The organism is Bradyrhizobium sp. USDA 4504 (assembly GCF_054063995.1).
Window position 1 is genome coordinate 4404376 of the sequence record NZ_JBSSGV010000001.1, and the last position, 20816, is coordinate 4425191.

Sequence of the window (20816 nt, forward strand, 5' to 3'; positions counted from 1 at the left end):
AGCACCTCAGGACAGTGAGGGATCGCGCGGCGGCTCAACCGCCAAACGTTCGACGAGCTCGATGACCTCGGAACGCTGGTCGGGCGCAAGTCGAAGGAAAGCCTTCAACAGTCGCAGGCTTTCCAGTGTTTCGCTCGATGGAGCTCCGAGCTTCTTCTGCAGCTCCGCAACGTATGTGGGATTTTTCATCTCGCACCTTAAGTGAGGATTACGAATGGCATACCCAGGTAAACGTGAAGGCTTGGCCCAGAAGGTCGACACCGCAGCACAAGAGGCCGAACGCCTCGGCCTGACCACGGCAACCCTCATCCTCCGGATGGCACGCCTCGAGATTGATCGGGCGGAGCCCGAGGAAGTTGAAAGTATGCCAAGGAACAACTTGCGCAGCAAGCCGAACTGAGTTCCCGAAACGGACCAGCTTCAGGGCCGCCGGCGACGCGCCGGGCCCGCGACGCCTGAAAGACATCTCGCCAGGCGAGAGGCTTTTCTCTCGCCTGCGGTCAGGTTGTTTTGCGAATAGTCGATCTTTTGTGCAGGCTGAGCACGCTGGAGCGTTTTCAAGCGAAGCGGATACCGGTTCGCGTCAAGGAAGCGCGTCAAACTGGAATCTAGAGCCCCGTTCCGATTCCATCGGATAACGGAAAAGGCTCTAGCCGGTGTTGCCTGCCTTGCCGAACGCGCCGGCCTCAGCCAGCGCGGCGATGCGCCGGTCGTCGTAGCCAAGCGTCTTGCTCAACACGTCCTTGGTATGCTGACCGAGCAGCGGAGCCGCAACAGGATCAACGGTCGGCGTCAGGCTCATATTGACCGGAGACTCGATGTTCGGAACCGAGCCGGCGGTTGGATGCGCAATCCTGCTCAGGCGATGCCGGTCGCGCACCTCGGGCGCGTTGAACCCCTCCTCGACCGTCCGCAGATAGCCAACCGGAATGTTCGCCTTCTTCATCTTCGCCATCCAGTTCTCGAGCGTGTCGCCCGCAAACACGCTGGCAATGATCGCGCGCAGCTTCTCCTTGTTGGCCGTGCGCGCCTTGCGGTGAGCAAACTCGGGATCGGTGACGAGATCCGGGCGTTCCAGCACGTCGGTGACAAGCCGGCGATACAGCCGGTCATTGGCGCAGGCCATGTAGAGCGGACCATCGGAGGCCCGGTAGACGCCGACGGTCGGCGAACCGTTCGGAGAGTTGCCGAAACGGCCGGGATTGTTGCCATTGATGAGATAGGCCATGCCGTAGAAGCCGGTCATTGACACCGCGGTGTCGATCAAGGCGACCTCGACCTGCTGACCGCGACCGAGCCGATCGCGCGCAATCAGCGCCAGCAAAATGGCGTTGCAGGCCGACATGCCCGTCGCCATGTCGACGATCGGCGGCCCGGTGCGCACCGGCTCGCCATCCGGAAAGCCGTTGAGCGACATGAAGCCGCTTTCGGCCTGCGTGATCGGGTCGAAGCCCGGGCGCAGCGCGAAATCGCCTTTGCGGCCGTAGGCGGAGATGGAGCAATAAATCAGCCGCGGGTTGGTCGGCGCCACCGACGCATAATCGAGACCGAATTTCTTCATCACGCCGCCGGAGAAATTCTCGACCACGACGTCGGCCTTGGCAATCAACGCGCGCGCCACCTCGAGCGCGGCCGGATTGTTGAAATCGAGCGCAATGCCGCGCTTGTTGCGGTTGAGGCTCAGATACGCCGCGCTCTCCCCGCCGATTTCGGCGTGCTCATAGGCGCGCGTGTCATCACCGCCGTCCGGATTCTCGATCTTGATGACTTCGGCCCCGAAGTCGGCCAGCGTTTGCGTGCAGGCCGGGCCGGCCACGACGCGGGTGAAGTCGACGACCAGCAGGCCGTCGAGCGCCGTCGGAACTCCCTCCCCGCGCGGCGTGCGCCCCGGCAATTCTGGTCTGGTCATGATCTGACGCTTCCTCTGTTATTTTGTCAGGCGAAATACGACGGTCCCTGCCAAGACCGGCACTGCTCGCCTTTTAGCGGAAGCTCGTCAGCAAAACCAAACCCGGATTTTGCAGGGCGGGACCTTCGTCCGACATGGCTGTCGATGGCCAAAGACGACCCGGCGGCCGCCGACATGGTCGGGCGCCTCGCATGCGAAGCAAGCCTGCCGGATACCGATTTGTGGGGGCGGAGCCCATACGCAAGCGGGTGGCGGCACGCCGCCGCCACCCGCTTTCGTGATGGGGAGCCTTCGAGCTATTCGGCGATCATTTCGCCGGAGCCGCCGAACTCAGCCGGAAAATCCTTCAACTTCGGCAGGCCGTCGCGTATCTGCAGCACTGCCTCGGAATAGTTGACGTGAACCCCTGGGCTGAATTTCAGCGTCGGGATCGTTGCGGTGAACACGTCGACGAGCCCGAGCGTCGGGTGGTTGGTCATCAGGTGACCGCCGCACTTTGTGCAGTATTTGCGCTGGCTCATCGCGGTCTTCTCGAACGTCGCGATGTGGTCGGCGCCCTTGGTGACCTCGACCGCCTCGGGCTTCCAGAGGCTGAACGCATTCACCGGACCACCGGACCAGGAGCGGCATGAACGGCAGTGGCAATAGCCCATTGCCTCAGGCTCTCCGCTCACCTTGAGTTCGACGGCGCCACAAAAGCAGTTTCCAGTGTGATTCATCGGTCGGTTCTCCCTTGGGTTATTTTGATTGGGCTCAGCGTCGGCATCGATCCACGTTGCTCGTGGTGTTCGTGATGCAGAGAAGATGTAGACAGTGCGTAGCCGCGGCGACTCCCTTGCGTGGACGTACCAGACCCTTCTCGCGCGAGAGGCTCGAATGCAGTCCGGTCGTCGACGCGACCGAAGTTACATGAGAGTCCGCGCCGCTGTCGACCATCTTCACAGCCTTGGCCGGGCCAATCCCGACCGCACACAAGGAAGGAGTTCAGTGTGAGGCAAGGCACAGTCATGCGATGAGGGCTACCGTGCCGGATTCCTGCGCGGCAAACCGGCACGTCAGCAATCACGTCAGATCAGCGTTGATGGTCCTTCACCGGAACCCTGCTTGCCGTCGCAAGCCCGTACATCAGCGCCAGCCGATCCAAGCATTCCTTGAGACGCCGCGCAAAATAGTCCTGCCAGCGCTGCGCCGCTGTCCAACCTGCTCCATGGTCATGCCGAGAACCAGGACATCGTGCAGTGGCGCCGAACCGTCGGCGCCGAGTTCATGCTCGGCGCGATTGAGGCGCAGCGTCGTCTGGCGCCGCCCCTCGGTGATCGGCTTGCGTCGCAGGCCGCGATCGACGAATTCGCGCGTCGTATCCACCGCGCGCGGCCCGCGCTCGGCCTTTTGCCAGTCGTTTTGGAACGCCCGGCCACTCCGATATTGCGTATCGTCGATCTGGCGGTGCGCGTGCAACCGGCCGAGCGGATCGTTGCGGATCGAGCGAAAAGCAACGATCTTCTCGCCTGGCTCGAGCGCAAGGGGATCGTCGACGTCGACGGTCGCCACCTCGGCATTAAACGGCAGATCCTGGGCACGTCGATCGTGCGCTCCGGCGGGATCGTACGGCTTCCGGCGCTTGGCTCGCGGCATTGGTAACCTCCAAAATGTCTGATGATGGGCTGGCGGAGGCTTCCGCGCGATCGCAGTTGCGGACCAATGTCCGTCGGTCAGGTGATGAATTGCCTCAACCGGCCCCGATGGCTTGAAGCTAGTCGGCGCTCAATACCGGCCTCGTGGCCTCAGGATCGCGACTCAGGTGAAAATGCGGTGTGCAGTAGCTCAAGCCCGACCGGCACGGATGACCGCAGAAGGTAATGGTCTCGCCGTCGCTATCCCGCCATAGGGATAGCGGCAGTCTCCGGGCTTGAGGTCGAGCAGCGAAAGATGCCGCGGCGCGACCGCCGCGCAACGAAGCTGCGGCATCTCCACCGTTTCAGTGAAGATCTTTGGCTCGCGAAGCAGATCCGGCGTCAGTTCGGCGCGCCCTTCACGCAGCCGCCTGATCCTTCGGAGCCCGGCAGGGACGGCTCGGGCCTTTCGAGGCCCGCCAACCCCATGCGCTGCGCTCGGCTGATCGCCGCGTTGCGCGTATAGGCCGTATTGAAGGGTAGCGTTGATCGTGTCAGCGATTTTCGAATAGGACAAGCCGCGGGCGCGGAGATCCTGCAGGGCTGCCGAATGCTCCGGCAGCCAGTTCATCATTTCCATTCCAAATTCCCATTTCTGTCATTCCGCCGGCGCCTCGCATACCTTCCGATCTTCCGAAGAAAAGTCAAGCTTGTTTCTGATAATCGTAACGGATATAGTCTCTCCGGGTTTGGGAAAGGATGAAACATGCTGGACGCGGCGCTGATCGAACGAGCACTGGAAAAGACTGGGAAGAGCAAAGGCGGGCTTGCCCGCGCGATGGGGGTTCGGGCCGGGGCGGTCTCCGAAATCCTGTCGGGAATAAGGTTGATCAAGGCATCCGAGATTGCTCCGATCATGGAGTATTTGGAACTGAATTCGGTGCCGATCGTGGGCCGGGTCGGCGCCGGCGCCTCGATCCAGCCGGAGCTGGAGCAGGTCCCGCCGGAGGGTCTCGGCGAAATCGAACTTCCGTTCCCGATGACGGAGGAGACCGTCGCTTTCGAGGTCTCAGGCGATTCGATGCTGCCGAAATACGAGAACGGCGACGTCATCGTGGTGTATCGCGAGCAGCGCTATCCGCTGTCGAGCTTCTACGGAGAGGAAGCTGCGGTCCGGCTGAAGAGCGGTGAGCGGTATCTGAAGACGATCGAACGCGGCAGTTCGTCCGGCACGGTTAACCTCAAGAGCTTTAATGCCAAGCCGATCAACGGCGTAAAACTTGAATGGATCGGCGAAATCTGTGTCACCCTGCCCCGCGGCCAGATCGAAAGGCTGCGCGGCAAGTCGGGGGCGAAGAGTCGCAAATCTGCCCGGACGCAGGGCGGGCGATCGTCCGAGAAGTAACCGCGCCGCTTCAGGGACCGGCCGAACCGATTCGGACGCCTTCGGACCGAATCGGTCCGGCCATGCATGCCTGAATTTCGGTTTTCAACAATTCACCCTTGACTTACTTCCGATTATCGGAAATAATGCGTAGTAACAGTCAGAACATCGAACGATCAGGCAATGCAGTATTTCGTCGTGATGATCGACTATGGCCGCCGTGGCCGCGAGGCGATCGTCGATCCCGGAATGACACGACGCGACGTCGTCTCACGAATCGCCTCGGGCGAATATACGAACATCAGCTTCATTCACGAGATTGCCGAGCGTTCGGTCGAGGATGTCACGGACGACCTGCTGGCCGAGGCCGCCCTGCCGGAGCTCCCCGTGACCGGCGCGAACCTGCAAGCCAATACGCTGGATCACACCCGCGACCTGCGCAAACACGAGCCGGTCTGACACCGCTCACGGGATGATTGCGAAAACGTGATCTTTCTTGAGCCGGCCACTTGGCCGAAACCCGAAACGGACTAGATAGGGTTCACGCAAAGTCTATTCGGACCAGGCGCGGGTTCCCTCTAGATTAGCGATTCGTTTCTCGGGCCGGCAAATTTCAGCTTCAGATGACTTCGACAACAAACGCCGAGATCGCGAAAGCCGATGGCGATCTCAGGATCGCGCTGCTGCTTGGCATCGCAAACTGGTTTCTGTTTCTGGACCATATTCCGCACAACGTCGTCGGCGCGCTGACCATGCGCAACTTCGGCTTCAGCGGCGCAACCGACCTTTTTGTATTCGTCGGCGGCTACGCAGTGACGCTCATCTACGCCAGGATGACGCTGGAACGCGGATTCCTGGTGGCCGCGACCCGCATCTTCAAGCGCGTATGGCAGCTCTATGCCGCCTATATCGTTCTGTTCGTGATCTATGTCGAGTTGATCAGCTATGTCGCTACCCGGACCGCCGCGCCCGAGATCATCAGCGAGTTCAACATCACGGGCTTCATCGATCACCCGATCCGGACCTTGATCTACGGCCTGTTCCTGCAGGCCAAGCCGCTCAATCTCGATGTGCTGCAACTCACCATTGCCTTGATGGCGTTCCAGCCCATCATCGTGTTCGGGCTGTTGTACGTGCCGAACGCGACGGTCGTCGCGTCCGTAACCCTCTATGCAGCCGGCCGGCTGCTCAACTGGAACCTGTCGTCATATCCGTATGGCGACTGGTACCTCAATCCGTTCTGCTGGCAATTGTTGTTCGTGATGGGCGGCTGGCTCGCGCTGATCGGCGCGCGATATGCGCCCGCGATCCGCGCGATGCAGGCGGCTCCCGCGCTGCGCGCCATGGCGTTGCTGTATCTGCTGTTCGCCCTGACAATTGTCTCGATCAGCGATATCCCGGCACTCGCGCAAATGATGCCGAGCGGGCTGAGCGATGTGCTGCTGCCAAACGACCGGGAGGAGATCGCGCCGCATCGCATCCTGCACTTCCTGGTCCTGACATTCCTGTTCAGCTGGCTGGTGCCGCGCGATTGGGAATATCTGCGATCTCCCGCCTTGCAGCCGATCATCAAGTGCGGCGAGGAATGGCTGGCCGTGTTCTGTGCAGGCGTCTTCCTCTCATTCGCTGCGCACCTGATCCTGATTACGGGCCCATACTCACTGGCAAGGCAGGTCGCGGTCAGCATCGCCGGCATCGCGGCGATGACGGCCGTCGCCTACTACGTCTCGTGGTCGAAGCAGCAGGACGGCAAGTCGGCCGTCGCTCATTCCTGATTCCTGCGGTTAGTCGATCGCCAGCGACCGCCGCAGCCGCGCCTCGCTATCGCGCAACATCGCGGTGTCTGGCCCGCCTCCCCGACTATTTCCTGCGCGACGCCAGGATCTTCTCGGCGGCGCGCAGATGCGGCTTGTCCAGCATCTTGCCGTCCATCCTGGCGACCCCCGATGGATTATTGGCGAACGCGGCGATCACCCGCTCCGACCATGCGATTTCCTCATCTGTCGGCATGAAGGCCGCATTGACGACGTCGACATGCTTGGGGTGGATCACGGCCTTGGCGAGGAAGCCATCCTGGCGCGCGGCGACCGCCTCGGCCTTCAAAGCATCGAGATCGTTGATGTCGGTCGCGATGGTGTCGATCGCGACGACGCCGGCGGCGGCCGCGCCGATCAGGCAGAGATCGCGCGCCAGGATGAAGGGCGAGTGATAGCGGCCGTCACTGCGGTTGCGCGTTGCCCCGAGCGAGGCCGCGAGATCCTCCGCGCCCCACATCATGCCCCACAGCCGCGGGCTCATGTTCTCGAAATCGAGGATTTTCAGCACCGCCCGCGCCGTCTCGGTCGCGACCGTCACGATCCGGGTGGTGCCCTGCGCGATGTCAGAGGCGGCCTCGAATGCGTCGAGATAGAGCGCGAGCCGGTTGACGTCGGCGGCACCGGCGCATTTCGGCAGCACGATTCCATCGGGTTTGCCGGGCATCACGGCGGCGAGATCGCCGAGCGTCAGATCGGTGTCGAGCGCGTTGACGCGGATATAAAGCTTCTGCTCCGGATTGCGCGCATCGAGCATCTGGCGCGTGATGCCCCGCGCAACCACCTTCTGGTCCGGCGCGATGGAATCCTCGAGGTCGAGGATCAGCGCATCGGCTGCGGTCTTCTTCGCGCTTTCATATTTCCGGGTGCTGTCGCCGGGAACGAACAGGAACGATCGCATCGCTTACGCCTTCGGCTTGCAGTGCATCAGGCCGGTCCGGCGGCAGCTCGCCACCACCTCGCCGCGCTGGTTGGTCATGGTGTGCTCGAACTCGACGATGCCCTGGGTCGGCCGCGACTTGCTGGCGCGCTTGCCGATGATCCTGGTGTGCGCCTTCAGCGTATCGCCATGGAACACCGGCTTCGGGAACTTGACGTCGGTCATGCCGAGATTGCCGACGGTCGTTCCCAGCGTCGTATCGTACACGCTCATGCCGATCATGATGCCGAGCGTATAGAGGCTGTTGAACAGCCGCTGGCCGAACTCGGTCTTCTCGGAAAAATGCGCGTCGATATGCAATGGCTGCGGGTTCATGGTCAGGAGGCTGAACATGGTGTTGTCCATCTCGGTCACGGTGCGGCTGAACTCGTGATGGAATTCCTGTCCGATCTCGAACTCCTCGAAATACAATCCAGCCATCACCGTCCCTTGTAGTTGGGCGTCCGCTTCTCGACGAACGCATTGAGCCCTTCCTGGCAATCTTCCGTCGATGCGACCACAACGAAGCTTTCCGCCGTGTTCTCCACCGAGCGGCGGAAATCGGCATCGACCGCACGCATGAAGGCGTCGCGGCCGATCTTCATCACGATCGGCGATTTCGCCGCGAGCTTGCGTGCGATCTCGCGGGCGCGCGCGAGCGCAGTGCCCTTCGGCACCACCTCGCTGAGCAGGCCCATGCGAAAGGCGGTCGCGGCATCGAAGGGCTCGCCAAGGAACAGCGGGCCGAATGCCTGGTGCTTTCCGACCAGCCGCGACAACTGCACGAAATGGATCGCCGGGATCAGGCCGACATCGATCTCGGGATAGCCGAAGGTCGAGCCGTCGCCCGCGACGATCATGTCGCAGGAGATCGCGATCGTCATGCCGCCGGCGCGCACCGCGCCATCGATCGCCGCAATGGTCGGCTTGCCCATGCGATACTGCGTATCGTTCAACGCAAAGTATAGCCGCTCGAGAAATGTCTTGGTCTCGATCGCGGGCTTGCCCCTGACGATGTCGAGATCGAGGCCGGCGCAAAACACCTTGTGAGCGCTGCTGATGATGACGGCACGCACCGCGTCGTCATCGCGCGCTTTCGCCAGCGCCGCCAGCAGCGCGTCGATCAGGGGAATGCTGAGTGCGTTGACCGGCGCGCGATCCAGCACGATCTCCGCAATCTGGTCGGTGACCGAGTAACGAACGAGGTCGGTGCTCATGATGTATTGCCTCCCGTTAGCTCTTGGCCTGCCGCACCGCGCCCGATAGCAGCAGGCCGTCGATCTCGGCGGAACCGAAGCCGGCCTCCGTCAGCACGGCGCGGCTATCCTGCCCGACGTCAGGCGCGGGGCAAAGGTGATCCTCGGACAGGCCCGCGATCCCCGGCGTGCGTGGCGTGTAGACCGCGCCGACGCCCGGTGTGTCCTGGCGCACCGACGCCCTGGTCGCCTCGACATGGACGTTGCGCAGCCATTCGCCGGGATCGAGGATCCGCTCGGCGATGATATCGGCCGCATGCAGACGGGTCAGCCAGGCATCCGTCGCCTGGGTCAGGAACACCTCGCGCAATTGCGGGATCAGCGCGTCGGCCGCATCGGCGCGGCGGGCAAAGTCGGCAAAACGCGGATCGCCGGCGAGATCCTCACGGCCGATCGCACCGCATAGCCGCTTGTATTGCGGCTCGTTCACCAGGGTGACCATCATCCAGCCGTCCCGGGTCTGGTAGGTGCCGGCCGGAACGTTCAGCGCGCGCGGCGCGCCGCCCTCGAGGATGAACTCCGCCACCTTGTGGCCGAGCAGCGCCGACGTCGACTGGCAGAGATTGACGTCGATCCAGCGGCCAGTGCCGACGGTGGCGCGCGCGAACAGCGTCGTGGCGATGGCCTGGAACGCATAGACGCCGGTGACGACGTCGGAAATCGTGGTCCCGACCCGATGCGGCACGCCATCGGCGCCGACATTGACCGAGACCAGCCCCGAGAACGCCTGCGCCACCGAATCCGAGCCGGGCCGCTTGGCGTACGGGCCGCTCTGCCCGAAGCCGCTGACCGACAGATAGACCAGGGCGGGATTGTCGCGCGACAGGCCCTCGTAGCCGAGCCCGAGCCGCTCCGCGACGCCGGGACGAAATCCTTCGATGAGCACGTCGGCCTCGCGCGACAGCCGCTGCGCGATCGCGATCCCGTCCTTGTGCTTCATGTCGAGGCACAGGCTGCGCTTGCCGCGGTTGTAGACCGCCGACAGTGTTGTGTGATTGCCGTAGGTCGTGCCGAGATAGCGCGACCAGTCGCCCTCCGGCGGTTCGACCTTGATGACGTCGGCGCCGTAGACCCCAAGCAGCATCGCGCAGTAGGGCGAGGCAATCCCCTGCCCGAAATCGAGTACCTTCAGCCCACGATACGGCGCTTCATGCGTCGGCGTCAGCTTGCCCGCCATTTGTCCTCCCATCGCTGTCGAAGTGCCCTGTCCTTTGGGCATGATCCCCGCGCAAACGCTGCGCGCTTGTCGCGAGGGAAAACCGCTGCGCGCTTTTCGCGGATCATGCCCTACAGCGCCAGATAGCGCTGCCGGATGTTGTCGTTGGCCTTCAGCTCTTCGATCGAGGATGTGTAGACGATCTGTCCCTTATCGATAACCGTCGCGTGGCTCGCAAGGCCAAGGCAAAAATGCATGTTCTGCTCGGCGATCAATACTGTGGCACCGGTGCCGCGGAGCTGCCGCAGCAGTTCGCCGATGCGCTGCACGATGATCGGCGCCAGCCCCTCGCTCGGCTCATCCAACAGCAGCAGCACGGGATTGCCCATCAGCGTGCGGGCGATCGCCAGCATCTGCTGCTCGCCGCCGGAGAGCCTTCCGGCGATCCGGTGCCGCAACGGCTCGAGCAGCGGGAACACGTCATAGACGCGGCGGATCGACCACTCGTCCTCGCCATCCGGCCCCTTCTTCTGGCCGATGACGAGATTGTCCTCGACCGTGTGCTCGGGAAAGATCTGGCGGTCTTCCGGCACGAAGCCGAGCCCGGCCCGCGCGATGTGATGCGGCCGCATTCCCGAGACCACCTGGCCGCGCAGGGTCACCCTGCCGCGGTGCGCCGGCGCCAGCCCCATGATGGCCTTCATGGTGGTCGACTTGCCGGCGCCGTTGCGGCCGAGCAGCGCCATGGTCTCGCCCTGCCGCACCGACAGGCCGACGCCGAACAGGATCTGGCTGGTGCCGTAATAGACGTCGAGGTCCTCGACCTGCACCACCGGCTGCGCGCTCATGCCACCACTCCCGCGTGGTCGTCGCTGCCGAGATAGGCCTCGATCACGGCATCGTTCCTGCGGATCGCGTCCGGCGTCCCGGTCGCCAGGATCCGGCCGTAGCACAGCACGACGATTTGGGGCGCGATCTTGAACACGATGTCCATGTCGTGCTCGATGAACACGACGGTGATCTTCTGCTTCTCCCAGAGCTCGCGCACCTTGTCGATCATGCGCCAGCGCTCCTCGGTACCCATGCCCGCGGTCGGCTCGTCAAGCAGCAGCACCTTGGGCTCGAGCACCAGCGCGAGCGCGATATCGAGCAGCTTCTGGTCGCCATGCGACAGCGTCGCCGCGGTCCGGTTGCGCTTCCCGGCGAGGCCGAGCAGCTCCATCGTATGCTCGGCGCGGTCGCGCGTCTCGGCCAGCGGAAACCGGCGATGCATCACGCCGGCGCGGCGCTGATCGGCACAGACTGCAGCGAGCATCGTCTCCTCCACCGTCAGCGACGGGAAGATGCTCGCGACCTGGAAGGCGCGGCCGATGCCATGGCGCACGATCTCCGGCGGGGCCTTGCCCGCCATGTCGACACCGTTGAGCAAGATCTGCCCGGCATCCGGCTGCAGCGCGCCCGTGATCAGGTTGAAGAATGTGCTCTTGCCGGCGCCGTTGGGGCCGATCACGGCGGTGAGCGAACCGTCAGCGAAGTCGAGCGAGACGTTGTCGGTCGCCTTGACGCCGCCAAAGGATTTCGAGAGCCCGCGAATTTCCAGCATGACTAACCGCTCGCCTCCCGCAGACCGCCATAGGTGCTCCACGATGTGCCGGCAAGCCAGCCGCAATCGACCGGCACGTTGGCGCCGGTCATCGCCGAGGCCGCATCGGACGCCAGAAATGCGACGACGCGGCCGATCTCCGAGGGGTCGACGAGGCGGCGAAGTGCTGCATTGGCAGCCAGCGCCGAGACATCCCGCTCGCCGCGATCGATAGCATTCTTCAGCGCCGGCGTCAGCGTATAGCCGGGGGATACGGCATTGACGCGGATGCCGGACGGCCCCCATTCGGCCGCGAGGCATTCGGTGATGGCAATCACCGCCGCCTTGGCGGGCGCATAGGCATGCAACGGCATCGAGCGCATGCCGGCAATCGAGGCGATGTTGACGATGCTGCCGCGCTTGCGCGCGATCATCTGCCGCGCAAAGGCAACGCAGGCGACATAGGTGCCGCGCTGGTCGACACGCACGACGTCGTCCCAGGAGGTCATCGGCAGCTCGTGCGGCCGGGCCGGCACCTGGATGATGCCGGCGCTGTTGACCAGCACCGCGACCGGGCCGCAGTCGCGCTCGATCGCGGCCGCACAGGCCTCGATGCTCCGCTCGTCCGCCACGTCGGCCGCAAACGCCTTGCCACCAACTTCCGCCGCAACCGTCTGCGCCTTGGCGAGATCGCGGTCGAGAACGGCGACGAGATCGCCGGCTGCTGCGAGCTCACGCACGCACGCCGCGCCGATGCCGCTGGCGCCGCCGGTAACGACGCTGATCCGCGTCTGTGCACTCATGGCGCGCGCTCCCCGGCCTCTCCGCGACGCTGCGCGAACCATTCGACGACAAAGTCCATCAAGCCCTTTCGCAGGCCAATGGCAAAGAACAGGATCACGATGCCGAGCACGATGCCGTGATACTCGGTCAGGCGGGTAACGGTATCGTTGAGGATCAGCAGCAGCACCGTGCCGACCATCGGTCCGAGGAAGGTTGTCACGCCGCCGAGCATGTTGATGAAGATGCCCTCGCCCGAGATCGTCCAATAGGCGAACTCGGGATAGGCGCCGGAGACGAACAGCGCCATGATGATGCCGCCGGTCGCGGCGAACAGCGCGGCGAGCACAAAGATCGTCAGCTTGGCGCGCCAGACATCGATGCCGATGAAGCTCGCCCGCGTGGCGTTGTCGCGGATCATGCGCAGCGTGTAGCCGAACGGCGATTGCGCGATCTGCCGCATGAGCAGCAGGCCGATCACCAGCAGGGCACAGCTCGTGATGTAGAGATGCAGATGGTTCGACAGATCGATGCCGAGAAACGGCGGCCTCGGGATCCCGCCGCGCAGGCCCTGGTCGCCGCCGGTCAGCGATTGCCACGACAGGATGGTTGAGTGAATCAGCATCTGAAATGCCAGCGTGACGAAGGCGAAGTAGATTTCCTTCAACCGCACGCAGATCGCGCCGATGACGACGGCGACGACCAGGGTCATCGCCAGCGTGGCGACGAAGGCCACCGGGATCGGCACGCCGGTCTTCTGCATCATCAGCCCGAAACCATAGGCACCGAGGCCGAAGAACATGCCGTGGCCGAACGAGATCAGTCCGGTGTAGCCGACCAGAAGGTTGAGCGACGTCGCGAACAATCCATAGGCGGCGCAGCGGATCACGAAGTCGAGCAGCTGCTTGCTGCCGAAGATGAACGGCAGCAGCGCGAGCAGGACAAAGGCCGCGAGCGCGATCAGCACATCGCGGTAACGCTGCGGCCTGGCGTCGATCCGGGCAACATCGAGGGGCTGCGTGCCCTGCCCGGCCTGCAATTCGGTCATGCGACCTCCTTGCCGAACAACCCGCTCGGACGCGAGACCAGCACGACCACCATGAACAGATACATCAAGCCCTCGGTGAACAGCGGGAAGCCGAGCGATCCGAAGGAGCGGATCAGGCCGATCAAAAGCGCGCCGATCAGCGCTCCCAGGATCGAGCCCATACCGCCGATCACGGTGACGATGAAGGACTCGATCAGCACCGAGAACCCCATGCCCGGTGTCAGCGAGCGCACCGGCGCGGCAAGCGCTCCCGCCAGTCCCGCCAGCATGCCGCCAAGCGCAAATACGCCGCCATAGATCAGCCCGGTGTTGATCCCCAGCGCCGAGACCATTCCGGGATTATGCGCAGCCGCACGGATCACCTTGCCGATCCTGGAGCGCGCCAGCCCCAGGCCGAGAACAACGGCCGCGGCGAGCGCCACGCCGATCAAGAGCAGATAGTACGGCGGCACCACGCCGCCGGCGATGAACAGCGGCGGCACCTGGAACGCAGCCGGCATGCCCATCGACTTGAACTCAGGCCCCCAGATCATGCGGACCACATCGTCGAAGATCAGCACGAAGGCGTAGCAGACCAGGAGCTGCATCAAGACGTCGCGCCCGTAGACCCGGCTCATGAACACGCGCTCGAAGATCAGGCCGAGGATCGCGGTCCCGACGGCGCCGCTCAGCATCGCCAGCGCGAAGCTGCCGGTGAGCTGATAGGCCGTCATCGCGAAATAGGCGCCGAACATATAGAAGGCGCCGTGGCTGAAATTGACCACCTTGAGCACGCCGAAGATCAGCGTCAGCCCAACGGCGACAAGGAACAGCAGCATGCCGATGATCAGGCCGCTGGTGGTTTGCGTCACCAGGCAGGCAGGGCTGGCGAGGCAACTGGCGAGCGCGTCGAGGTCCACGGAAACTCATCCATCACGGCGGGCCGCAACGTCGGCGCGCGACAAACATCAGATGCGCGGCGGAGGCAGCCGGCGGCAGCCTCCGCCGCACATGCGGATCAGGTGTAGCCCTTGCTCTTCTTCCACTCGGCTTCGAGCTCGAAGATGGTCTTCCAGTCTCCGGCCTTCACATCAGGCACGTAGGGCTCCTGCGGGATCGTGGTGCCCCAGCCGATGGCGTAGCCGACCAGCGTGTGATCGTCGGCGCGCATTGTGACGGTGCCGTCGGCGCCGAACGGGCACTTGATGGTGAGGCCGGTGAGCGCCTCCGCGACCTTCTTGCCGTCGGTCGAGTTCGCCTTCTTGACGGCCTCGTTGAGGAACATGACCGCCGTCGCGTTCTGCCACGACCAGTTGGTCGGATACTCGTTGTACTTGGCCTTGTAGGCATCGCCCCAGGCCGCATTTTCGGGCGTCGGCGGGAATGTCTTGATGTAGCGGTCGCCGGAGTGGATGCCCTTGGGCAGGTTCTTCACCACCGTGAGTGCGGTGTAGTCGGCCATGTTGACCGCGAACACCTCCATCTGGGTGAACATCGCGTAGATGTTGGCCTGGTCGATGTAGGAGGTGAGATCGCCGCCCCACAGGCACGAATAAAGCGCCTGCGGCTTGGCCTGCAGGATCTTCGTCACCACCTCGGTGTAATCGGGCTGGAACAGCTTTGGCCAGGACTCGCTGATGATCTCGACGTCGGGCGCGAACTTCTTCAGGTACAGCACGAACTCGCCGGTGGTGTCGCGGCCATAGGCATAGTCGGGCGAACAGGTCGCCCATTTCTTCAGGCCCTTGGCCTTGGCGATCCCTGCAGCGTAGCTGGCGCCGACGATCGAATCATGAATGCCCTGCCGCACACAACGGAAGGCGTTCGGGATGTGCTGCTTGGGATCGGCGGTCAGCGATGACGCTTCCGAGCAGGTGTGGATGCACAGCACGCCGAGATCGCGCGCCACTTCGTGAACCGCGAACGATCCGGAGGACGCTTCGCCGTCGAGCAGCATCTCGCAGCCGTCGGTGTTGACGAGCTCGCGCGCGATGCGCGCGGCCTCCTGCGGCTGTCCCTTGGAGTCGCGGATCACCATCTCGATCTGCCGCCCGGCAAGGCCGCCGGCGGCATTGACCTTCTCGACCTCCAGCAGCACTGCGTTGCGCGAGGACGTTCCAAGTTGCGCGACGCGGCCCGACAGAATGGTCGGCATGCCGATCTTGATCGTCTTGGCCTGTGCGCGCGCCACCCATGGCGCGGCAAAGCTCACCGCACCGGCGCCCATCAGCGCAAGCGTCGAGCGCCGGGTGATGCCCGGTTTCCGGGTCCTCTTCATCATTCCCCTCCCTGTCGGGTTCGCGTTCCCAAAATCCCTGCCGGAGATCGTTTCGTCTCCATGGCCACGATGTTTTCAGAGCAAGGGGGGTGACGTCAAGCCAAAGATGAATTACGACTCATAATTCATCTAGGGAGAAAACGGCGCCGGAATCGGCCCCGCGGGCGGCAAATGATCAACCTTTCCAGCTTCATCGCATTTCATGCCCGGCGGACTCCGGACCGCTGTGCGCTGAAATATCGCGGCGAGGACGTCTCCTACGCCGACTTTGATCTGCGAATCCGGCAGGTGGGCGGTTGGCTCGCGGCGCGCGGGATCGCGCCCGGCGACGTCGTCGCCGTGCTGATGAAGAACAGCACGGCCTTTCTCGAGTTGGTGTTTGCGACCAGCCATATCGGCGCGGTGTTCCTGCCGATCAACTATCGCCTCTCGGCCGATGAGGTCGGCTACATCGTCGGCAATTCGGGCGCGCGCCTCTTGGTCGCCGACGAGGAGTTTGCCGCGATCGCCGCCGGCGGCGCGCCGGTCGTGCTGCTCGATGAAGTCGCGCAGTCCAGCGTCACCAACCTTGCGCCCGACATCGCGCCGGCGCCGATGCATGTCTGCCAGCCACGCGACCTGATGCGGCTGATGTACACCTCGGGCACGACCGATCGTCCCAAGGGGGTGATGCTCACTTACGAGAACGTCTACTGGAAGTCCGCCGACCAAACCCTGGTGCTCGGGCTCAATACCGACACGCGGTTGCTCGTGGTCGGTCCGCTCTATCACGTCGGCGCGCTCGACCTGCCCGGCATCGCGGTGCTCTGGCATGGCGGCATGCTGTGCATCCACCGCACCTTCGAGCCTGAACCCGCACTCGCCGCGATCGAGCGGGAGAAACTGAACGCGGCATGGTTCGCGCCGGTCATGACGACGGCGCTCCTCACCTGCCCGAACCGCGAGCGCTATGACGTCTCCAGCCTGCAATGGGCGATCGGCGGCGGCGAGAAGACGCCGGAGGTCCGCATCCGCGCCTTCTCTGACTATTTCAAGAACGCGCGCTACATCGATGCCTACGGCCTTACTGAAAGCTGCGGCGGTGACACCTTCATGGACGCGGGCCGCGAGATCGAGAAGATCGGTTCGACCGGCCGCGCCATCGCCCATGTCGAGATCGAGATCCGCGACGATGCCGGCAAGCGCCTGCCGGCCGGCCAGAACGGCGAGATCTGCCTGCGCGGCCCGAAGGTCACACAGGGCTACTGGAAGGATCCCGAGAAGACCGCATCCGCGTTCTTCGGCGACTGGTTCCGTACCGGCGATGTCGGCTATCTCGACGACGACGGCTTCCTGTATCTGACCGATCGCAAGAAGGACATGATCATCTCCGGCGGCGAGAACATCGCCTCCTCCGAGGTCGAGCGCGTCATCTACGAAATGCCTGAAGTGCGCGAGGTCGCGGTGATCGGCCTGCCGGACGCGCGCTGGGGCGAGAAGCCGGTCGCGATCGTGGTGCTGGCCGACGACGCCAAGCTCGACCTGCCCGGTCTCACCGACCACTGCCGGACACGGCTCGCCGGTTTCAAGGTGCCGCGGCAGCTCGTCATCCGCGACAGCCTGCCGCGCAATCCATCCGGCAAGGTGCTCAAACGCGTGCTCCGTGCCGAACTCGAGGCCACCGCATGACGCAAGCGACATCCGCCAAAGTGACAAAACTTAACCGGGTCGAGCGCAACGCCTGGACCAAGCAGAAGATCTTCGACGCCGCGACCAAGGTCGTCGGCAAATACGGCTATGCCGAAGCCTCGGTCGCGCGCATCACCGAAGCCGCCGGTGTCGCGCAGGGCACCTTCTACAATCATTTCGAGAACCGCCAGGAGCTGCTCGACCAGCTGCTGCCGAAGATCGGCCTCGACATGGTCCGCTTCATCCATGCGCGCACCGGCACCGCAAGCGAGGCCCGGCAGGAGGTCGAGCGCTTCAGCGCCTTCTTCGATTTCATCCGCGAGGTGCCGGAATTCCTGCGCATCCTCAACGAGGCCGAATTCTTCGCGCCGATCGGCTACCAGAAGCATTTTGACAACATCTCGAGCGCCTATGTGCGGATCCTGCAACGCGCGCGGGCTGCGGGCGCGACCAACGCCTTCAGCGACGAGGAATTCGAGGCCATCGTCCAGGTGCTGATGGGCGCGCGCGGTTATCTCAGCCGCCGCTATTCCTATTCCGAGCGCGGCGTCACCGCGGTGCCCGACTATGTGATCACGGCCTATCAAAAGCTGGTCACCCGCGGCCTGTTCACCACCAGCGACAAGGGAAGAAAGTCATGAGCGCTGAGGGCACCATCCTCGTCACCGGCGGCAGCCGCGGCATCGGCGCGGCGACCGCGACACTGCTCGCCGATCAGGGGCATCGCGTCGTCATCGTCGACATCGCGCCCGAGCCGCTGGTTGGAACAGCCGCCGTCCTGTGGCCGGCGCCGTTCGACGTCGCGAGCGAGAGCGCCGTTGTCGCAGGCATTGCCGATATCGAGACCGCGCATGGTCCGATCACCGGCCTCGTCAACGCCGCCGGCGTGTTCGGCAAGATGCACACGATCGAACGGGTGCGGATGGAGCAATGGGATCGCGAGGTCAATATCGACCTGCGCGGCACCTTCCTGGTCGCGCGCAGCGTCGGCATCGCCATGGCGAAGCGTCGGCATGGCGCGATCGTCAACGTCGCCTCGGTGGCCGGCATGACGTCGGGCCCGATCCACGCCTATACCGCGGCGAAGGCCGGCGTCATCCAGATCACGCAGACGCTCGCCGCCGAGTGGGGCCGTTCCGGCGTCCGCGTCAACGCAGTGTCGCCCGGCTTCACCCGCACGGCAGCGCTCGAGGCCGGCATCGCATCGGGCGCCCTCAACAAGGACCTGCTGGCGCGGCCGACCGCGCTGAACCGGCTGGTCGAGCCGATCGAAGTCGCGCAGGCGATCGCATGGCTGCTCTCGCCGCAGAGCAGCGGCATCACCGGCATCAACCTGCCGGTCGATGCCGGCTACATCGCAGGCACCACCTGGGCCGCCTATGGCGGCCTGCCGGAAGCCCCACGCAGCTAAGGACAACGCATGAATATCGAGCTTCCGCGCAAACACCTCGATCTGTCCTCCGCCATCGCCGAGGGCGACATCCGCGTGCTGCTGATGGTGCTGGTGCACATGACCGGCGACGAGAAGTGGCTCGAGCCGCCCTACAAGCCGAAGCGCGACGTCCGTCTGATCCCGGATCCCGACGCCGGTGTGCCTCAGGAGATCCAGGACGAGATTCGCGCGGCGGTCCTGAACCTGTTCGCGAACGGCACCCCGAAGCCCGTCATCACCGATCCCGGCAATGAGCTGATGCTGCGGATGATGCGCGCAACGCTCGGCGACAATGTCGCGCCGGAATATGCGCCGCTGATGCGGGAGGAGATGGGCTTCATCCCACGCGACGCGCGCTGGCGCGAGCGCCCTTCTGGCGAGAAGCTGGCGCAGCAGCATGTGCTGATCGTCGGCGCCGGGGTCTGCGCGATCGCGCTTGGCGTCGCGCTCGGCCGGCTCGGCATCCCCTATACGATTGTCGAGAGGCAGGACGAGATCGGCGGCACCTGGTACGTCAACCGCTATCCCGGCTGCGGCGTCGATACGCCGAACCACTCCTATTCCTTCTCGTTCGGCGCCCGCAATCCGTGGACCCGCTATTTCGCGCAGCGCCAGGAGCTGCTCGATTATCTGCTCAAGGTCGTGCGCGAATACGACATCCGCAAGCATGTCCGCCTCAATACCGAGCTCGTCGCCTCGCGCTGGGACGAAGGCAAGCGGCGCTGGATCTCGACGCTGAAGACCGCCCGCGGCGAAGAAACCTTTGAATCCACCGCGCTGGTCAGCGCGATCGGCCAGCTCAATGATCCCCTGCCTGCCCGCTTTGAGGGAGACGAAGCGTTCACGGGTCTGAAGGTTCATTCGGCGCTGTGGTCCGACGACATCAAGCTCGACGGCAGGCATGTCGCCGTGATCGGGACCGGCGCAACCGCGATGCAGCTGGTGCCGTCGATCGCCGACCGCGTCGCCTCGGTTACCGTCTACCAGCGCACCGCGCAGTGGGCGCGGCCGGTGAAAGGCTATTCCGATCCGATCACCGAAGGTGCGCAGTGGCTGCTCGCGCATCTGCCGTTCTATGTGCAGTGGTATCGCTTCAACATGTTCTGGCGTTACGGCGACGGATTGCTGCCGTTCCTGCGCAAGGATCCGGCCTGGCCGCATCCGGACCGCGCCGTCAACAAGGGCAACGACCGGCATCGCCAGGAGCTCGCCGACTTCATCCTGTCCGAGCTGAAGAATCGCCCCGACCTGATCGAGAAATGCATGCCGACCTATCCGCCCTACGGCAAGCGCATCCTGCTCGACAACAACTGGTTCAAGACGCTGACCAAACCGAATGTCGAGCTGGTCACCGACAAGATCGACCATTTCGATCGGCACGGAATCGTCACAGCCGACGGCACGTCGCGGCAGCACGACGTCGTCGTGATCTCGACCGGCTTCAAGGTCTCCGAGATGGCGGCGCGGCTCAACATCACCGGGCGTGACGGCAAGAACCTCAAGCAGGCGTGGCGCGACGACAATCCGACCGCCTATCTCGGCCTCACCGTGCCTGATTTCCCCAATCTCTTTCTGATGCTCGGCCCCAATTCGGGGCCTGCGCATGGCGGCAGCGTCATCTTCCAGTCGGAGTGCCAGAGCCGCTACATCTCCGCGTGCCTTGTCGAGATGATCGAGAATGACATCGCCGCGATCGACGTGCATCCCGACGCGCATGACGCGTATATCCGCGACGTCGACGCCGAGCACGAGCAATTGATCTGGACGCATCCGGGCATGACGACCTACTACCGCAACAGCAGCGGCCGGGTGTTCTCGGCGATGCCGTGGCGGTTCGTCGACTACTGGAAGATGACGCACGATCCGGACTTCACCCAATATCGAAAGACCAAGTCGCGACAGGACTCCTGACCTGAATTCCCTCGCTCGTTAACTTGACAGATGGCTATAACTGCCGCAGCATTTCGCTGACTGCACCTGTTGGGGTGCTGGAGCGCT

General features: G+C 64.0%; 22 protein-coding genes and 1 pseudogene. 8 read left to right on the forward strand and 15 right to left on the reverse strand.

The window, feature by feature from the left end; genetic code table 11:
* Positions 1-6: 6 nt before the first annotated feature.
* On the reverse strand, positions 7-189 hold the full coding sequence (locus tag ACVMB1_RS20695) for a hypothetical protein (RefSeq protein ID WP_016847357.1): 183 nt from the start codon (positions 187-189) through the stop codon (positions 7-9).
* A 52-nt stretch (positions 190-241) separates the two neighbouring features.
* Between ACVMB1_RS20695 and ACVMB1_RS20700 the strand changes: the two genes are divergently transcribed.
* Entirely contained in the window at positions 242-400 is a 159-nt protein-coding gene (locus tag ACVMB1_RS20700; protein ID WP_225645895.1) for a hypothetical protein, read from the forward strand.
* A 249-nt stretch (positions 401-649) separates the two neighbouring features.
* On the opposite strand, the gene ACVMB1_RS20705 is transcribed toward ACVMB1_RS20700, so the two are convergent.
* From ACVMB1_RS20705 to ACVMB1_RS20720, 4 genes and pseudogenes are all read right to left on the reverse strand, one after another.
* Complete coding sequence (locus ACVMB1_RS20705; protein ID WP_076834095.1) at positions 650-1912, reverse strand: CaiB/BaiF CoA transferase family protein; 1263 nt, start codon at positions 1910-1912, stop codon at positions 650-652.
* Positions 1913-2205: 293 nt separating this feature from the next.
* Positions 2206-2628, reverse strand: a complete 423-nt coding sequence (locus tag ACVMB1_RS20710) for a GFA family protein (RefSeq protein ID WP_026193083.1) — start codon at positions 2626-2628, stop codon at positions 2206-2208.
* Positions 2629-2981: 353 nt separating this feature from the next.
* Positions 2982-3544 (reverse strand): annotated as a pseudogene (locus ACVMB1_RS20715) (hypothetical protein).
* Positions 3545-3733: 189 nt separating this feature from the next.
* A complete protein-coding gene (locus tag ACVMB1_RS20720; protein ID WP_253625956.1) occupies positions 3734-4162 on the reverse strand; it encodes a GcrA family cell cycle regulator in 429 nt (142 codons plus the stop codon).
* A gap of 126 nt (positions 4163-4288) precedes the next feature.
* Between ACVMB1_RS20720 and ACVMB1_RS20725 the strand changes: the two genes are divergently transcribed.
* The 3 genes from ACVMB1_RS20725 to ACVMB1_RS20735 all read left to right on the forward strand — a co-directional run bounded on the left by ACVMB1_RS20725 (position 4289) and on the right by ACVMB1_RS20735 (position 6681).
* Complete coding sequence (locus ACVMB1_RS20725; RefSeq protein ID WP_141339796.1) at positions 4289-4927, forward strand: LexA family transcriptional regulator; 639 nt, start codon at positions 4289-4291, stop codon at positions 4925-4927.
* A gap of 162 nt (positions 4928-5089) precedes the next feature.
* Positions 5090-5365: a hypothetical protein gene (locus tag ACVMB1_RS20730; RefSeq protein ID WP_076834102.1), complete on the forward strand. Its 276-nt coding sequence runs from the start codon at positions 5090-5092 to the stop codon at positions 5363-5365.
* Positions 5366-5529: 164 nt separating this feature from the next.
* Positions 5530-6681 carry an OpgC domain-containing protein gene (locus ACVMB1_RS20735; protein WP_253625955.1) on the forward strand — a complete coding sequence of 384 codons (1152 nt, stop codon included), beginning with the start codon at positions 5530-5532 and terminating at the stop codon, positions 6679-6681.
* Between the two features lie 85 nt (positions 6682-6766).
* Here ACVMB1_RS20735 and ACVMB1_RS20740 read toward each other — a convergent pair whose 3' ends face one another.
* The 10 genes from ACVMB1_RS20740 to ACVMB1_RS20785 form a co-directional block, all read right to left on the reverse strand.
* A complete protein-coding gene (locus ACVMB1_RS20740; RefSeq protein WP_253625954.1) occupies positions 6767-7621 on the reverse strand; it encodes an HpcH/HpaI aldolase/citrate lyase family protein in 855 nt (284 codons plus the stop codon).
* A 3-nt stretch (positions 7622-7624) separates the two neighbouring features.
* Complete coding sequence (locus tag ACVMB1_RS20745) at positions 7625-8080, reverse strand: MaoC family dehydratase (protein WP_016847346.1); 456 nt, start codon at positions 8078-8080, stop codon at positions 7625-7627.
* Positions 8080-8856 carry an enoyl-CoA hydratase/isomerase family protein gene (locus tag ACVMB1_RS20750; RefSeq protein ID WP_253625953.1) on the reverse strand — a complete coding sequence of 259 codons (777 nt, stop codon included), beginning with the start codon at positions 8854-8856 and terminating at the stop codon, positions 8080-8082. The genes ACVMB1_RS20745 and ACVMB1_RS20750 overlap by 1 nt, the downstream gene beginning before the upstream one ends.
* A 16-nt stretch (positions 8857-8872) precedes the next feature.
* A complete protein-coding gene (locus ACVMB1_RS20755; protein WP_159109495.1) occupies positions 8873-10072 on the reverse strand; it encodes a CaiB/BaiF CoA transferase family protein in 1200 nt (399 codons plus the stop codon).
* Positions 10073-10182: 110 nt separating this feature from the next.
* Positions 10183-10899, reverse strand: a complete 717-nt coding sequence (locus ACVMB1_RS20760; RefSeq protein ID WP_075968245.1) for an ABC transporter ATP-binding protein — start codon at positions 10897-10899, stop codon at positions 10183-10185.
* Positions 10896-11654: an ABC transporter ATP-binding protein gene (locus tag ACVMB1_RS20765; protein ID WP_253625952.1), complete on the reverse strand. Its 759-nt coding sequence runs from the start codon at positions 11652-11654 to the stop codon at positions 10896-10898. Before ACVMB1_RS20765 ends, ACVMB1_RS20760 begins: the two co-directional genes overlap by 4 nt.
* A gap of 2 nt (positions 11655-11656) precedes the next feature.
* On the reverse strand, positions 11657-12436 hold the full coding sequence (locus ACVMB1_RS20770) for an SDR family NAD(P)-dependent oxidoreductase (RefSeq protein WP_076834115.1): 780 nt from the start codon (positions 12434-12436) through the stop codon (positions 11657-11659).
* Positions 12433-13461 (reverse strand): branched-chain amino acid ABC transporter permease, encoded by a 1029-nt coding sequence (locus tag ACVMB1_RS20775; protein WP_168856040.1) that lies wholly within the window; start codon positions 13459-13461, stop codon positions 12433-12435. Before ACVMB1_RS20775 ends, ACVMB1_RS20770 begins: the two co-directional genes overlap by 4 nt.
* Positions 13458-14360 (reverse strand): branched-chain amino acid ABC transporter permease, encoded by a 903-nt coding sequence (locus tag ACVMB1_RS20780; protein WP_076834117.1) that lies wholly within the window; start codon positions 14358-14360, stop codon positions 13458-13460. The genes ACVMB1_RS20775 and ACVMB1_RS20780 overlap by 4 nt, the downstream gene beginning before the upstream one ends.
* A 98-nt stretch (positions 14361-14458) precedes the next feature.
* Positions 14459-15718 (reverse strand): ABC transporter substrate-binding protein, encoded by a 1260-nt coding sequence (locus tag ACVMB1_RS20785; protein ID WP_038383532.1) that lies wholly within the window; start codon positions 15716-15718, stop codon positions 14459-14461.
* Between the two features lie 171 nt (positions 15719-15889).
* Here ACVMB1_RS20785 and ACVMB1_RS20790 point away from each other — a divergent pair, with 171 nt between their 5' ends.
* Genes ACVMB1_RS20790 through ACVMB1_RS20805 form a run of 4 tightly spaced genes read left to right on the forward strand, consistent with a single transcriptional unit; the run spans position 15890 to position 20729 of the window.
* Positions 15890-17386 carry an AMP-binding protein gene (locus tag ACVMB1_RS20790; RefSeq protein ID WP_316397581.1) on the forward strand — a complete coding sequence of 499 codons (1497 nt, stop codon included), beginning with the start codon at positions 15890-15892 and terminating at the stop codon, positions 17384-17386.
* Positions 17383-18027 carry a TetR/AcrR family transcriptional regulator gene (locus ACVMB1_RS20795; protein WP_075968242.1) on the forward strand — a complete coding sequence of 215 codons (645 nt, stop codon included), beginning with the start codon at positions 17383-17385 and terminating at the stop codon, positions 18025-18027. Before ACVMB1_RS20790 ends, ACVMB1_RS20795 begins: the two co-directional genes overlap by 4 nt.
* Positions 18024-18797, forward strand: coding sequence for an SDR family NAD(P)-dependent oxidoreductase (locus ACVMB1_RS20800; protein WP_076834122.1), 774 nt, complete (start codon positions 18024-18026; stop codon positions 18795-18797). The genes ACVMB1_RS20795 and ACVMB1_RS20800 overlap by 4 nt, the downstream gene beginning before the upstream one ends.
* A gap of 9 nt (positions 18798-18806) precedes the next feature.
* The gene (locus tag ACVMB1_RS20805) at positions 18807-20729 is read left to right on the forward strand and encodes a flavin-containing monooxygenase (RefSeq protein ID WP_253625950.1); all 1923 of its coding nucleotides are present in this window, start codon (positions 18807-18809) and stop codon (positions 20727-20729) included.
* Positions 20730-20816 lie beyond the last annotated feature (87 nt).